This is a genomic window from Bacteroidales bacterium, assembly GCA_016707785.1.
GTDB lineage: Bacteria > Bacteroidota > Bacteroidia > Bacteroidales > UBA4417 > UBA4417.
The window spans coordinates 21,388-36,064 of record JADJGZ010000003.1 but is presented as its reverse complement, the minus strand read 5'-3'; the positions used below and the strand labels follow the sequence as shown (position 1 = coordinate 36,064).

The 14,677-nt window shown below is 40.6% G+C and carries 19 protein-coding genes; 5 read left to right on the top strand and 14 right to left on the bottom strand.

Annotated features, from left to right (window positions below):
- The coding region (locus IPH84_03415; protein MBK7172284.1) for a hypothetical protein at nt 1-276 on the bottom strand (276 nt) is incomplete at its 3' end.
- A gap of 348 nt (nt 277-624) precedes the next feature.
- Here IPH84_03415 and IPH84_03410 point away from each other — a divergent pair.
- The 3 genes from IPH84_03410 to IPH84_03400 all read left to right on the top strand — a co-directional run bounded on the left by IPH84_03410 (nt 625) and on the right by IPH84_03400 (nt 1,701).
- Nucleotides 625-975, top strand: a complete 351-nt coding sequence (locus IPH84_03410; protein MBK7172283.1) for a hypothetical protein — start codon at nt 625-627, stop codon at nt 973-975.
- A gap of 68 nt (nt 976-1,043) precedes the next feature.
- A complete protein-coding gene (locus IPH84_03405) occupies nt 1,044-1,301 on the top strand; it encodes a hypothetical protein (GenBank protein ID MBK7172282.1) in 258 nt (85 codons plus the stop codon).
- A 64-nt stretch (nt 1,302-1,365) separates the two neighbouring features.
- A complete protein-coding gene (locus tag IPH84_03400) occupies nt 1,366-1,701 on the top strand; it encodes a gliding motility-associated C-terminal domain-containing protein (protein ID MBK7172281.1) in 336 nt (111 codons plus the stop codon).
- A gap of 545 nt (nt 1,702-2,246) precedes the next feature.
- On the opposite strand, the gene IPH84_03395 is transcribed toward IPH84_03400, so the two are convergent.
- The 5 genes from IPH84_03395 to amrB form a co-directional block, all read right to left on the bottom strand.
- Nucleotides 2,247-2,510, bottom strand: coding sequence for a hypothetical protein (locus IPH84_03395; GenBank protein MBK7172280.1), 264 nt, complete (start codon nt 2,508-2,510; stop codon nt 2,247-2,249).
- Nucleotides 2,511-2,725: 215 nt separating this feature from the next.
- The gene (locus tag IPH84_03390; GenBank protein ID MBK7172279.1) at nt 2,726-3,055 is read right to left on the bottom strand and encodes an AMMECR1 family protein; all 330 of its coding nucleotides are present in this window, start codon (nt 3,053-3,055) and stop codon (nt 2,726-2,728) included.
- On the bottom strand, nt 3,034-3,213 hold the full coding sequence (locus IPH84_03385; protein ID MBK7172278.1) for an AMMECR1 domain-containing protein: 180 nt from the start codon (nt 3,211-3,213) through the stop codon (nt 3,034-3,036). The genes IPH84_03390 and IPH84_03385 overlap by 22 nt, the downstream gene beginning before the upstream one ends.
- On the bottom strand, nt 3,210-3,413 hold the full coding sequence (locus IPH84_03380; protein MBK7172277.1) for a hypothetical protein: 204 nt from the start codon (nt 3,411-3,413) through the stop codon (nt 3,210-3,212). The genes IPH84_03385 and IPH84_03380 overlap by 4 nt, the downstream gene beginning before the upstream one ends.
- Complete coding sequence (amrB, locus tag IPH84_03375) at nt 3,400-4,161, bottom strand: AmmeMemoRadiSam system protein B (GenBank protein MBK7172276.1); 762 nt, start codon at nt 4,159-4,161, stop codon at nt 3,400-3,402. The genes IPH84_03380 and amrB overlap by 14 nt, the downstream gene beginning before the upstream one ends.
- 153 nt (nt 4,162-4,314) lie before the next feature.
- On the opposite strand from amrB, the gene IPH84_03370 reads away from it, so the two are divergent.
- On the top strand, nt 4,315-4,845 hold the full coding sequence (locus IPH84_03370) for a nitroreductase family protein (GenBank protein ID MBK7172275.1): 531 nt from the start codon (nt 4,315-4,317) through the stop codon (nt 4,843-4,845).
- A 214-nt stretch (nt 4,846-5,059) separates the two neighbouring features.
- Complete coding sequence (locus IPH84_03365) at nt 5,060-6,997, top strand: hypothetical protein (protein ID MBK7172274.1); 1,938 nt, start codon at nt 5,060-5,062, stop codon at nt 6,995-6,997.
- An 87-nt stretch (nt 6,998-7,084) separates the two neighbouring features.
- Here the strand turns inward: IPH84_03365 and IPH84_03360 are convergent, their stop codons facing one another.
- From IPH84_03360 to IPH84_03325, 8 genes are all read right to left on the bottom strand, one after another.
- Complete coding sequence (locus IPH84_03360) at nt 7,085-8,074, bottom strand: AlkZ family DNA glycosylase (protein ID MBK7172273.1); 990 nt, start codon at nt 8,072-8,074, stop codon at nt 7,085-7,087.
- 177 nt (nt 8,075-8,251) lie between these two features.
- Nucleotides 8,252-9,949 carry an alpha-glucosidase gene (locus IPH84_03355; GenBank protein ID MBK7172272.1) on the bottom strand — a complete coding sequence of 566 codons (1,698 nt, stop codon included), beginning with the start codon at nt 9,947-9,949 and terminating at the stop codon, nt 8,252-8,254.
- Between the two features lie 124 nt (nt 9,950-10,073).
- The gene (locus IPH84_03350) at nt 10,074-10,907 is read right to left on the bottom strand and encodes an MBL fold metallo-hydrolase (GenBank protein ID MBK7172271.1); all 834 of its coding nucleotides are present in this window, start codon (nt 10,905-10,907) and stop codon (nt 10,074-10,076) included.
- A 34-nt stretch (nt 10,908-10,941) separates the two neighbouring features.
- A complete protein-coding gene (locus IPH84_03345; protein ID MBK7172270.1) occupies nt 10,942-11,157 on the bottom strand; it encodes a T9SS type A sorting domain-containing protein in 216 nt (71 codons plus the stop codon).
- Nucleotides 11,151-12,398: a hypothetical protein gene (locus IPH84_03340; GenBank protein ID MBK7172269.1), complete on the bottom strand. Its 1,248-nt coding sequence runs from the start codon at nt 12,396-12,398 to the stop codon at nt 11,151-11,153. Before IPH84_03340 ends, IPH84_03345 begins: the two co-directional genes overlap by 7 nt.
- Nucleotides 12,356-12,742: a hypothetical protein gene (locus IPH84_03335; GenBank protein MBK7172268.1), complete on the bottom strand. Its 387-nt coding sequence runs from the start codon at nt 12,740-12,742 to the stop codon at nt 12,356-12,358. The genes IPH84_03340 and IPH84_03335 overlap by 43 nt, the downstream gene beginning before the upstream one ends.
- Nucleotides 12,717-12,950, bottom strand: coding sequence for a hypothetical protein (locus IPH84_03330; GenBank protein MBK7172267.1), 234 nt, complete (start codon nt 12,948-12,950; stop codon nt 12,717-12,719). Before IPH84_03330 ends, IPH84_03335 begins: the two co-directional genes overlap by 26 nt.
- 136 nt (nt 12,951-13,086) lie before the next feature.
- The gene (locus IPH84_03325; protein MBK7172266.1) at nt 13,087-14,484 is read right to left on the bottom strand and encodes a cation:dicarboxylase symporter family transporter; all 1,398 of its coding nucleotides are present in this window, start codon (nt 14,482-14,484) and stop codon (nt 13,087-13,089) included.
- Nucleotides 14,485-14,677 lie beyond the last annotated feature (193 nt).

Genomic DNA, 14,677 nt, shown 5'->3' with positions numbered 1-14,677 from the left:
CGATTTGATTTCGCTGATTGAAGCAGAAATCTTTATGGCCGACTGGATCCTCTGGCGCTGGGATTGCTGGCCTATGAGTATATTGAACTGTTTAACAATTCGGATTTTGACAATTGTAACTGACCGGCTGAGTATCAGTATTACATTGGAAGTACCATTAAGGACTGTCTTGAAAACAATATCTCCAAAAGATTTATTCTTCTCATGCGACGACTTTATACTGATGAATTGTTTCTTGGTGCAAACGGTTATTGGATTTACACTTGCCTTTACCATTGTCAAATACAGGAGGCTGGAAATAACGCTTAAGCAGCGAGGAGTCCTTACAATGCAACGATTATTCAGTTTCTTATCAGGATCATTGGTATAAGAATGATTTAAGCAACAAGGGGGGTGGTCATTGGAACAAATTGATCCTTTTATCCTTGTGGTGCAGATAGAAACTGGATGGCTTCCACTGATGACCGGGGGAGGACGCCTGGGGAGATGTTAAATCTCTGTTTCCCGGCCTAATCCTGATTTACAGAATCCGACAGTCTCGGCTGTAGGAATCATGGATTCCTTAATGTCTCAAGGGTCAGGGTTTTCTTGGAAAAGCATGGACAGCCTGCACTCTCGTAAACCATGAATTATAGTATAGATCAGGTACTAGTTTATCCAACAATATCTGCAGTAGCTGTGAGTCCGGAATTCAAACAGGAAGCGTTGAACCTGCCTGAAGTAATCAGAGGGAAAATTTATACCATCACCTTTCAGGGATTCTTTGAGGATTGTTCCGGCACTCACATGGATAGACACAAACATTTCACAACACAAACGCTTTCTTTTCGTTCAGGTTACGGTGACCCGGGTTGCCTTACCTGCAAGAAAAAGCATCAAAAAAAGGCCATGACTCTTGTTATCAATGAAATAATACTTTTTAATCCTGTAGAAGGTTGCAGTGATTTTATTGAAATTTCTTTTAACCGTTTCTAAAAAGTGTTGGATCCTCTGAGACTAACACTGGGTGAGTATGATACATTGTCTGGGAATTTCAATCAGGTGTGTCAGAATTACAGGTGGAAAACGAACGATCCAGGTTGATTTTCCCAGGGAATATAATTGAACATTACAACGGATACGTCAACTCTCTTCAGCGATGTCACTCCTCCAGGAACCCGGCCGGGCTTATCCAGGAAGGAATCACTCCCCCGCTAGGGACTGATGAGGGGGCAATTTCCCTGCTAAGGGAAACAGAGGTGAAATTCATATCATTGGTGTGCTATTCAGAAGAGATGCACTACCCGCTCCTAAGCGTTTGATAATGAGAGGCGTTTCATTGGAAAGGTGCGCCCTAACGACCGGATCCGATAACACTTAACTGACATTCGGCAGCTAAAGTGCTGGGTTTGCAACTCCGGCTTTGCAGAATTCCCAATATGGGAAATTGCCAGAATAAAGGATGTTATCGTTCTTGAGCCCAATATTTTCTCTCCTGATAATGATGGTCGCGATGACAACCTCATAATTGCATATTCATTTGAGTCTCCCGGAAATAATGCTACTGTTAACATTTATGATGCCAGCGGAGTTCTGGTGAGGAACCTGGTTATCAATGAACTTTGTGGCTCACAAGGAAGCTGGACCTGGGATGGAATTGATAACAGGAGGCAAAAAGCTATTATTGGTCGTTATATTGTTCATGTGAAGTATTTGATATGAGTGAATTTGAAAAATTTAACCGCACAGCTGTTCTGGCAGGATATTTATAAGAATTTCCAGATCATACCCGGGAAAAAGAACTCATTAGTGGTAGCGGGTTTATAAATTCAGGGAATTATTCGACAGCATAGGCAATGGCTGCGATGCTAACTTTAAGTCCCGGAACTGTCAGAAGAATATTGGCACAGGATTCCAGAGTGGATCCAGTTGTAATCACATCATCAACAAACAAGATGTATTATTGCTCAGCTTTGAAACATCTGTGACTTTAAAGATTTCTTTTACATTTTCAAAACGGGCAAAACGGGTTTCCCTGGTCTGTGTTTCAGTAGCAAACGCTTCGGATAAAAGAAGTTGTATCTATTGGTATTCCTGTGGACTCAAAAGGGTCCAATGGCAAATTGTTCGCTTTGATTATATCCCCTTTTTAAGCTTTTTCCAGTGAAGTGGTACAGGAATTATCGCATCGATGTTTTTAAAATCCTGTTCCAGCATTAATTCTTTGCCAAGGAGTTTTCCGGATAAATTCCGGCTTCTTCATTCCTTTATTTAAGTTGGTGAACCAAATGCTGAACCTTTCCACCTTTCACAAAGAAATATAATGCTGCGGTTCTGAAAACAGGTACTCTGCCCCAGAAAATCTTGTCCAATGGATTGTCGGGGACTTTATGGTAATTTGTCTTTGGAAGATCAAAAAGGCATTGAGTGCAGAGTACCTGTTCGTGCTTAAAAAGGGAGTTTCCACAAGCAAGGCATAACCTTGGATAGAGTAATGAGAAAAAATCTGAAACATAAGAGATTAGCTTCATCGGATGAAAAGTTTAATAATTGAACAGGTATAGAAAAGAAACAAATTATAAATCAGCGAATTACAGTAGTATAAAAAATGAATATTTTGAATTGACAAGTTGAAAAACAGAATCAAATATACTGAAACACAATGATATTTTGCTGATTGAATCCTTGAAAATTTAACTTTACGTATTGAGGATTTTGCGGGGCTTTAAGGTTATGGATAGAAGGATTAATCTTCCCCAAAACTAAAAGCCTGGTAAATGAAAATTTCAGTATCTCTGTCTTTCCAGCCATCCCAGCCAATTCCTGCCTTATCCCTGGAGCAATGACCAAGGAATTCTTCCAGGGACCATTTTGTATCAGTGGCAACAGAGGGCAAAAAAGTGCCTGCGTGATTTCCTTTTTTAATATAGATTCCATCTCGTCCCAACTGAATTTCACTAATTGAGTGAATTTTTTTCAAAGGAGTGAGAACGGAAATCTCCAGTTCTGTGCTTTCTAACTCTTCAGGTTCAAGGGGTGAGAAGCGGTAATCACTTACAGAAGCTGCAACGGACATTTCTGAACGATGTGGAAAAGCGGTTTGTCGAATTCAAACCGACCAATACAACCTCGCAACGATCCATTTATCCTTAAAGTTACAAAGGCTCCGGCTAGTTGTTTTAATCCGGGCAAAAGGGAACTTGTATCAATTTTCAGGATTTTCTCACTATTCAAATACTCTTTATGGTATTGCGTGCGATAGAAAGCAACATTTGTTGTTCCTCTTTCGACAGCGAGAACCCGGTATCTTTAGGCATACGTTTTATGCTGATGGCATGGTATCCGACAACTCTTTCATGATCACCATAGTCAGAATCTCCCGAGTTTCTATACATAATTTGCTTATAAACGATGGATGTGTCATTTTCGGTCATGTATAGCAATGTCAGTATAGCCGGCCATGAGCAGCAGCCTGTGGCAAGGTTGGGAATAGATTTTGTCAGGCATGATTCTTCGTAGGATAAATCCCGATGGATCATTACTTTGAATAGCATCAGCCAGCACTTTATCCACTTTGCAGGCATCAGAATAGGAAGGATAATGTGAGAAATCACTGCTGATGATAAATAAGTTTTCCTCCCTGAAATAAGGTTTTAAAGTTTCTGCAATTCGCTTACAAATTAATTTGTCTCTGGTCCCCAATAAAATAGGAACAATCCTGAAAGGCTTTAAGAGGGTTTGTTGTAAAAAAGGTAATTGTACTTCAAGGCAGTGTTCTTCATTATGGTAAGCAGGATTGAAGGAAAGAAAGGAGTTGTCTTTAGCCAAACGTCTGCTCAATTCCAGATCTACCTCCACTTTGCCTAATGGAGTTATGAAATTACCCTCTGTATAAACAGAGCCCCCGGCAAAGGAGGACCGATGACTACACCCTATGAGGAACACTGTTTTATATGCCTTATTGGGATCAATCTGCCTGAATGCGGCTGCAGCAACCTGGCCGGAAAATACAAAGCCTGCATGAGGGGTAATAATAGCCTGGGTTGTTACTGCATCAGAAGGGATGTTTATTTTTTTTAAATATCCGGCTACCATTAATTCCAGTTTTTTAGCCTCTGAAGGATAAAACTGGCCGGCTACTGCAGGCTTTCTATCAATCAGGATGGAGTCAGGTGGATTCATAAATTCTGCTGGATTATTTCTTAAACAGCAACTTGCCTGGAAGCTCATTAGTATGACTGAGGCTAAAAGTTGTATTTTTGATGGTATCATAGCGTGCAAGAAGCTATTTCATTATAAAGTTACTCAAAAAAACAATTCAATGTCTTTTCTTGCCTGGTTGCCCAAAGGCAAAGTGTCAGGAAGTATTCTAACAGGCCTGTAGAAGCAGAAAAACTAGGCCGTTGTCTTGAATCAGCCCGTCTTGCACCCTCAGCAAGTAATTCACAGCCCTGGCATTTCATTATTGTTGACAAAGAGCCGCTTCGGACAGAAGTAGCAAAAGCGACTTTTTCCGGTTCAGTGAAGTTCAACAAATTCGCGTTACAGGCTCCGGTATTAGTTGTTCTGGTAATGACGAAACCAAGGCTGCTTAACAGGTTTGCCATGATTCTTAAAAAGAAGGAGTGGCGGTTAATTGATGTGGGAATTACAGCGGAGCACTTTTGTTTGCAGGCAGCAGAGGAAGGATTGGGCAGCTGCATGATGGGATGGTATGATGAGAAGCAGTTGAGAAAATTACTAAATATTCCCTCCGATAAAACGGTTTCTCTTGTAATCAGCCTTGGATATGCCGAAGAGGGTTATCCAACACGAAAAAAAATCCGAAAAACAATTGAAGAAATTTCCAGTTACAATTCATTCTGACGATTTCCAGATAGTCAGTTTTAAATTGAAAACAGTGATTGTCGTCCATTCAAAAAACTATATACATTTACACCATTCTACCACTCACATTCAACACAAACTGAGATGAGAAAAATTTTCCTTTTTTACCTGCTTTCTTTCTTTAGTTTTAGCAGGTTGTAAACAACCCTCCGGGAAATCCGGGGCATCGGTAACCTTTATCAAACAGGCAACCATGGATAAAGTAATCAAACAACTAACAGATTCCTGCGGAGAAACAGCAAAGTTCAGGATTGAAAGAGGGGTTAAACAAGTTGCATCCCTCTGGCAAAAGGAAGACGGTTCTTCTGAGGAATTTACAGCATTTTGCGAACAGCATTTTGTAAATGACACGGCGGCATTAAACACCCTTTTCCTAAAGCTGCAGGATGCTTTTGAAGTGTTATATGGAAACTTTAATAAAATGGGAATGGATCTTCGCTTACCAGTTGATATGGATGGTCCGGCTTTAACTCCCATTGATGAAATGTTTGCTTCATTTTCTCCTTCAGCCCATTTAACAGATGACCTTTTTCAGAATAAAATTGCATTTATTACAGCTTTAAATTTTCCTTTCTATACCCTTACTGAAAAGACAGAATTAGGAGCGTCCTGGACAAGAAAACAATGGGCGTATGCCCGTATGGGAGATGTATTCACTTCCAGAGTGCCTGCTGAACTAAATCAAAAGGTTACAGAAGCCTTGAGCAAATCTGATTTGTATATTTCGGAATACAATATCATGATGGGCAACCTGGTGGACGCATCCGGCAAAACCTATTTCCCTTCGGAGATGAAATTGATCTCACATTGGGGATTAAGAGATGAGTTGAAATCTCATTACGGTAAACCAGATGGACTTGAAAAACAAAAGATGGTATATGCGGTAATGAAAAGAATTATCGATCAGAGTATCCCTGAAAATGTGATCAATAACCCGGAATTCAAATGGAATCCTATTGATAACAAGTTGTTTAAAGATGCTAAAGAGGTAACAGCTACTCCGGAACCCGACAGACGGTATGAAATGCTGCTAAACAACTTTAAAGCCATGAAAGCTGTGGATCCTTACTACCCGGCCTATCCAACTTACAGCCAGAGAGCATTCGAACTGAGTATGGAAATCCCTGAAAAAGATGTGGAGCAACTCTTTATTACCCTGATTACCTCCTTACAGGTGAGCGAGGTGGGAAGACTGATCAGCCATCGTCTTGGTCGGGATCTACAGCCTTTTGATATCTGGTACGATGGATTTAAAGCCAGAAGCAGTATCAATGAAGATGAACTCACTGCCAAAACTACTGGTCTTTACCCTGATGCCAAAGCCTTTGAAAAGGACATGCCTGTTATGCTTAGGAAACTGGGTTGGGCCCCGGAACGTGCCGACTACATTGCATCAAAAATCCAGGTGGACCCGGCAAGAGGTTCCGGACATGCTGCCGGCGCCTATATGAAAGGTGATAAAGCTAGGTTGAGAACCCGCCTCTCTCCACAGGGAATGAACTACAAGGGGTATAATATTGCCACTCATGAATTTGGGCATAATGTTGAACAAACCATTGACCTTTACGATATTGATTATTATATGTTATCCGGGGTGCCAAACACTGCATTTACAGAAGCCCTGGCTTTCCTTTTCCAAAAAAGAGATCTTTCTCTTTTGGGTATTAATGATAATGATCCCAATAAGGAATATAATGCCGCATTGGATGCCCTTTGGTCAAGCTATGAAATAATGGGTGTTTCACTGGTAGATATGCAGGTATGGAAGTGGATGTACGAAAATCCGAAAGCTACTCCCGCTGAATTGAAAACTTCAGTAATCAGTATTGCCAAAGAAGTCTGGAACAAGTACTATGCTCCGGTTTTTGGCACTAAAGATGAACCTATTCTCGCCATCTATTCACATATGATCGATAACCCACTTTATCTTTCAAACTATCCTGTTGGTCATCTTATCGACTTCCAAATCGATGGTTTTATTAAAGACAGGAAATTTGCTGATGAGGTAGATCGTATGTACCAACAAGGACGTCTTGTCCCTCAGGCATGGATGAAAGGTGCTGTAGGGAAACCAATTGCCGTTGAACCTATGCTGAGAGCTGTTGATGAAGCCTTGAAAATGATAAAATGAGAAACGGATACGCATATTTATATGAAAGGCGGATGATTGTCCGCCTTTTTTATGCCGTATGAGTTGTAAAACAATGAACTCGGGGGGTTATTCATGGGAAATTTTCACATTTTGTCCGTAGAAAATCCCTAACTCTTCAGCCCGACGATTAACCTGCTCCTGAACGGCCAGACCAGGCTTGCTAAAGTAACGGATATTGATTGATAGTTGGCGGGGACCATGTTTTCTTGTCCATGTTCCAATCACCTCTCCATTATATAATACAATGGGATAAAAGATGCCATTATTCGAAATGGCTTTTCTCTGGATTGAAACAGGGATTATTTCCTTGCGATCTTTATAACTAATCACGAATTCATCAAAGGCAGGTAGTAGGAAAACTTGAGGATGCTTGTTGTAAGCCGGTGTTTTTGGCTCAAAAAACCAATATTCAGAAGAACCGTTCGTTGCCTTAATCATACCGTTCATGTTTAAACTGATGCCGGTTGTTGCCTCATGGATACCGAGGCCTGACCACCAGCAAAAATCTGCCAGGGTAGCCGGACCATGGCTTAAAAAATATCTTCTGGCCAATTCATAAAGACTTTCTTCCTTTGTAAGAGATATCTTTTCAGGCACCCTTTTAGCCAATAGTGCATAGGTTTGTTTACCTGAAAGACTGGGGCCACTGCAGATCAAACCCTCCATTTCAGCATTCATCAGGATGTGTGAGGACCGGTTCTCATCGGTCATGATGCCATGTCTTTGCAGATGTAACATCAAATCTTCCCGGCTCATATGCCCGGTTTCATCCAATGCCTTGCATAACAGATCATTGCTAAGATGCAATGTTTCAGGGGTTAACTCAAGCTGCTGAAGTCTTGAAGTTGTGGATGACCTGATCCGTGGGCCTGTAAGTGCAATCATCCATCCAATATCTTTTGCAGGGACAAGGTGCCAGGTTGGACGGAGGACATGGGTCCGAAGGATTTCCCCTCTATCCAGGGCATCATCAACAGAAGTAATATTTATATCTGCCAGCCTGCTTCCTATTGCCCACTTAACCATGCTTTTATCCTGGGCCTGGAGAGCTCCCATCCATTTTACCAGATCTAAAGGGGTGTTACATTGCCCACCGGATAAATGCTGATTCCATAGCCTGATTTTCCTTATGTCTTGTGCTGATATCAATATCTTGGACTTATGTTCAATGAAAACAACAAATTCAGATTTCTGTTCTTTAGCATGATATAGCCATTGGATTAGAACTGGTTATCACTCAGATTTTCGTTGGATAACCTTGGCTACAATGGCTTCAAAAGGTTGAAGACTATCAGTAATAAATGAGGGATTATAGTTTCCAAGCAAGAGAGATAATTCAGAAAGTTCCCAGGGAATGTTGAAAGTAGCCATTGATTTGCTGAAGTTTAACAAAACCAGGTAAGTGTCATTTTCCCATGATCTGGAATAAGCATAAACCTTTGGGTTTTCTTTGTCAAGAAGTGAATACTTTCCATAAATTAATGCCTTGTGTTGTTTACGCAAATGGACAAGTCGCCTGAAATAATTTAAAACTGAATCAGGATCTGTCTCCTGGATTTTTGCGTTTACCTGGAGATAATCAGGATTCAGGCTGATCCAGGGAATTCCTTTTGTAAAACCGGCATATTCACTATTATCCCATTGAAAAGGTGTACGTGCATTGTCGCGGGAAAAATCTTTCATTTCTTCAAGAAAAGCATGAGTGTCACCTCCTTCTGCTTCGATTTTATGATACCGGTTAAGGGTTGCAATATCATTGTATTCATTGATATCCTTAAACCGGATATTTGCCATTCCCAATTCATCACCTGCATACACATAAGGTGTCGATCTCATTGTTAACAAGAAGGTAGAAAGCATTTTTGAAGAGAGGAACCTGAATCCGGGGGTATCGTTTCCCCACCGGCTCACCATTCGGGGTTGATCATGATTCCCCAGGTAAATTGTTCCCCAACCCGTATTTTCATAAACCTGATCCCATTTAGTGTAGATATCTTTAAAAGCAGAAAGATCATACCCGGGATCTATTCTGCCAGGCTGAGGTTTAAGGTCTGTTCCTTCAAAATGGTATAACATATTCAGCTCTTTCCTATCAGGATCGACGAATTTAATGGCATCATCTGAAATAACTCCAGCCCCTTCTGCAACCGTCATTATGTCATAATGCCGAAGGACTTCTTCATTCATCTCCTGCAAATAATCATGTAAATGAGGGCCTTTAGCATAGTACTGCAGGAATTCCTGGTCGGTTTGGAACTCAAGTTCAGGGAATGAAGTGTCCTTAGAAATAAAGGAGATTACATCCATTCTAAATCCATCAATGCCCTTCCCGAACCAGAACCGCATCATTTCATATATTTCTTCTCTTAATAAGGGGTTTTCCCAGTTCAAATCCGGCTGCTTCCTCGAAAAATAATGTAAGTACCAGGCTTTTGTATGAGCATCATACATCCAGGCATTATTTTCAACATCAAAAATACTGTATCGTGCAGGAGGTGTTCCTTTTTCTTCAGGCCACCAATGATAATAATTCCTGTATGAAGAATCACAGCTTGACCTGCTTTGAACAAACCAGGGGTGTTCATCACTGCTATGGTTTACTACCAAATCAAGTACCAGCCGAATCCCCCGGGCATGCATTCCTTCCAGCAATTCATCAAAGTCCTGCATGTTTCCGAAATCGGACATTATTTCCCTGTAATCACTGATGTCATAACCATTATCGTCATTTGGAGAGGCAAAGATGGGGTTAAGCCATACTACATCAACGCCCAGGTCTTTGATATAGTCGAGTTTAGAGGTGATCCCCTTCAGGTCTCCGATTCCATCACCGTTACTGTCCATGAAACTCCTGGGATAGATTTGATAAACGACTGCTTCCTTCCACCAGCAACTATCAGAAAGCCCTGGAGTATATTGATTATTGCCCATCTTATGACCGGATTTTACTATTGGCAAAAGTAATATGAAATCTGAAAGCCTAATAGTCGGGGGCTTGATTGAAAATTTGAAAAAAGTAATGAGTGAGGAATCAGGATGCGACAAGAAAATCAGTTTATGGATTCTCTCTGATATAATCCAATGTCCTTTCAGTAGAAGACATAAGTGGCATCTTCATCCATGATTTGTATTTCAATAAGATCTCTTCTGAAGTCTTTTCAGAAAGTGAAGCTTTTTTCAGATCTATAAAATAGGTTTTGAGATCCAGCAGCAGATCGATTCCACCCGGGTTGCCATGGCCGGGAATAATGGTTTGAATTTCCCATAATCCCGGCAGAATATCCAGGGCGCGGCTCCATTTTTCAATATTTGTGCCATCTTCTCGAATGAGTGCCGGATGAATCTGATTAAAGATAAGGTCTCCGGATACCAGTAGTTTCCTGGTTTTCATATAAATCACCATATCAGCGAAGGTGTGAGCCTGGCCAATGTTATAAAGGACAAGGGTTTCATCTCCCAGTTTAAGCACAATACTATCTTTTACAAAATGGGTTGGATAATCTTCAGGTTCAATATTGGCTTTCGCAAAAATGGAGCCATAAGCACCCATGTAAATGGTGCAATTCTTAAAATTCCTGTTTCCATAGATATGGTCGCCATGGATATGTGTATTGATCACAATGATTTTCTTGTTATTGGCTTTTCCCCGGGCAAGTACTTCGAGATTTTTTCCCATTTTCCCCATTTTAGTGTCAATCACTACAATGGCACTGTCTGTTTCCAAAAGACAGCTATTCCCCGCTCCACTTATCATCGTAAGCTTTTCATCGATAATTGTGGAATTATCAGTGAAGAAAAATGTGTAAAACGGGTAAAGATAAATGATGAGTGCCATCATCATTACAAGGATGACTCCTCCCAGGTACAATAGTATCTTTTTAATCTTCATTTAAGGGTTTTAGGGATCGAAGTTAAATTAATGATTACAGCTTCACAATTTTTGCGTTCATTTGAGCGCACTTCAGCATGTAGATTCCATGAGATAAAGAGGAAAGGTCCAGGGTGTTTGATCCGGGATCAAGAATTCCTTCAGAGACCTTTTTCCCATTGAACATGTATACTTGAAAGGGTAGTGGTGATCTTGAATCCAGTATTATAGTTGCCTGGTTATGCACAGGATTTGGGAATATTTTCAGCATGTTCTTTTCCGGTAATTCCGGGCTGGAAGTAACAGTAAGGGGTAATCCAATAATTTATTCCAGTCGGGAGATAATTCCTTGATTCTTTCTCTTAAAAGGTCAACGGAAGTAAGGTTATCACCTTGATAATCCCGGGCCCAGGTAAAACAGTAATCCAGGGGGATTGATTCTCCTGGTTGGAAAGTAAAGGGGCCGACTGAACCCAACCCTCGTCTGTCGCCAGGATCTTCAAATAATGAATCTGTCCAGAAATGGCCATCTGTATTATATCCTCCATTTGGTGCCAATCCGTAAGTTCCCCAATTGCACAGGGTATCACTGTTTCCTGGATAAAAATACCTGCATGCAGGCCCTTCTCCACCACTATAATTATACCCAAACATAAAATCTGGAACAAGTGAATCACCAAACATGTAAGGGAAGCCATTGTTCCTGATAGATCTCATCAAATTATAAAAGCCAGAAGGTGGATATCCAAATTCACCGTTTATTGTGCCATTAACAAAGTGACTTAGACCCATTCGTTCATTATCAGGGATTTTATCTCCAAAATTGAGTCCATTGATTCCTTCATCACAGTTGCCTTTTTCATTATCCAATCCATCATTTTCAAGAAAAGGGCCACCAATTAATTTTAATCCAAATGCCGGAGGGTGTGATCCATAGGTGCCATTCTCACCATTTCCATCAAATGGGTAACCATTATAAACATAAATAAGACCATTTGTTACATCACATCCCAGGAAATCATCATTTACTGATCCCAGGTCAAACTCGCAGAACAGCCCAATCATAGTGTTTGTGTATGTACTTAGGGAACGATTCAGGATTTCATAATGCATGAAAATTGTGTTATTTAAGGTGGAATCATCCGGCCTATCATAAGCATATGCCATTCCATGGATCTCAATTCCAAGTGCTCGCCCGCTAGATTCTGTATGAATGTCCTTGGCATCGTTCAGGACAAAAAACACAGCCTGGTCACCTCTTATGATTGGGTAGTCTCCTTGATGAGGTTCATACTTTCCATCCTGGTCCGAATCATAAAATGGAGCAATATTGGCTGATTGTTCAAAATGTACCGTTCCATGTGCCGGCCAGTTTTCAATAACTTCTATCGGAGAGTACCCCTGCTCAGCCCAGTGATTTCGGTGGAACAGGATCTGGTTCTTATCAAGTTTCCATACCCTGTTCCATTTCAATGGAAAGGTTGAATCATGGAAGGATGAAATAGGACCCATAAAAAATCTGTTCCTACTTGTCGGTATAATTCAACAGCAAGGCAGAGTTGTGAAGAATCATTCAATCCTCCTATCCATAAAGCATGATTAAATATAGAGGTTGTTGCCGATCCTTTTGGTACTTCAGATCGGGCCCTCTCCAGATCCCAGAAATGATTTCCAAAGGGACTTATTAAGGCTTTTATATTATTGATGTCTAGTGAGTCATATCTTGGTGTTCCTTTTCGAATGATAACAATTGATCCTAAAGCCATTGCACCATGCTCATCTTTCAGGAAGTATTTCTTGTAAACAATTGAATCATAATGATCATTGGAATCATAGTAGTCGGGCGAAACCTCCATGTGCTGTCATTGATTCTAAGAATTTGAAACAATGGAACAAATCAAAAGAATCGCCATCCGGGTCAAAGTCATTTTTCAGGATGTTCACTTCAAAAGGAAAGCCGATCACCGGCCTGACAGTATCATTAACAGCTACCGGGGGATTGTTTTGGCTGAAAACATTTGTAAATAAGGATAAGCAGCTTAAAATGAAAAGGAGCTTTTTCATAGATAATGAATTGTATAATAGTTAGAATAAAGTAACAAATAGTGTCTGTTTCAAAAGGTTGATTTCTTTTGTTCAAACTGAGCGAAGCAGAATTTCAAATATACAATATCTACCGATGTGATGAAAGGATAACGATTTAATTATCCAGTAGTTCTGTTTTGAAGTTAGATGCGGCTTCCTGGTCAAATTCTCCTTCCCATTTGGCAACAACAACGGTTGCAAGGCAGTTTCCAATCACATTCACGGCTGTTCTTGCCATATCCATAAGTTCATCAATCCCCAGAATAATAAATATGGGCCAAAGGGGTAAACCGAAACTGGCAGCAGTACCTAACAGGATAACCAATGAAGCCCTGGGAACCCCGGCAACGCCTTTACTGGTAAGCATCAGGGTAAACACAATCAATAATTGTTTTTCAATACTCAGGTGAATACCGGCCACCTGGGCGACAAAGATGGTAGCCAGGGACAAGTACAAAGTTGTACCATCCAGGTTAAAACTATAACCTGTAGGAATCACAAAAGCTACAATTTTCCTGGGGACTCCGAATTTCTCCATAGCTTCCATGGCCCTTGGTAAAGCTGATTCAGAGCTTGTAGTTGCAAAAGCAATGGTTGCCGGTTCTAATATCGCCCGAATAAAATTTCGGATGGGAATTTTTAGGAATATCATAATGGGCATAAATACCAGGAGCACAAAAACTATAAGTGCTACATACAGGGTTGCCAGCAACTTAAATAGATTGGCAAGGATTCCAAGTCCCATGTGCCCTACAGAATAAGCAATTGCAGCAAATACTGCAATAGGGGCAAGATACATCACCAGGTTGGTAAACTTGAACATGGCTTCTGATAAACTTTCGGCAAAATTTACCATTCTGTTCCTATGGTTTTCCTTCAGCATGGCCACAGCTATCCCAAATAAGATGCTGAAAACCACGATTTGCAATACCTGTCCGTCATAGATTGCTTTTGCTATATTTTCGGGGAAGATATGCAGGATAATCTCTTCAAGGGTCTGGGCCTTTACCTCAGGGATATTCTGTTGTGCAAAATCAGGGGGGATAATCACACCCATACCGGCCTTACTCAAGTTGATAGCAAGTAATCCAATGAATAAAGCCAGAGTGGAAACTATTTCAAAATAAACTATTGATTTCCATCCCATCCTTCCCACTTGCCGGAGATTGGAATGACCGGCAATGCCAACAACGAGGGTTGCAAATAACAAGGGTGCAATAATGGTTTTTACCATTCTTAGGAAAATCTTGCTGAATAGATTCAGGTGGATTGCCAGGGAAGGGAAATCGTGACCAAATTCAACGCCCATCACCATGCTGATGAGTATCCATGTAGTCAGGGATTTCTTGCGAAAAGCATACCAAACCAATAATGCCATGGCGAGCCAACGGAAGGATGTCAATAAAGATAATCCCAGACTCCAGGCATTTAGAAATTGTCCTGTTTCAAGTATGATTACCAGGCTGATACCCGATAAAAGAATCTGTAAGAAAGTTTTATTGGAAATACTCATTCAGGCAAATGTAGTGATTTTCCTTTTTTTAATTTGAATATCACCAACTCTCACTATTTATAGTATTGTCTGCAGTTACACGCTATTATTTTCTTGCTATTTCATTCAGATTCAACCTAATCAGTAAATCAATAACCGGGCTTTAAAAACATACCTGGTTATAAATTGTTGTCTTAGAGTAATTCTAGCAATT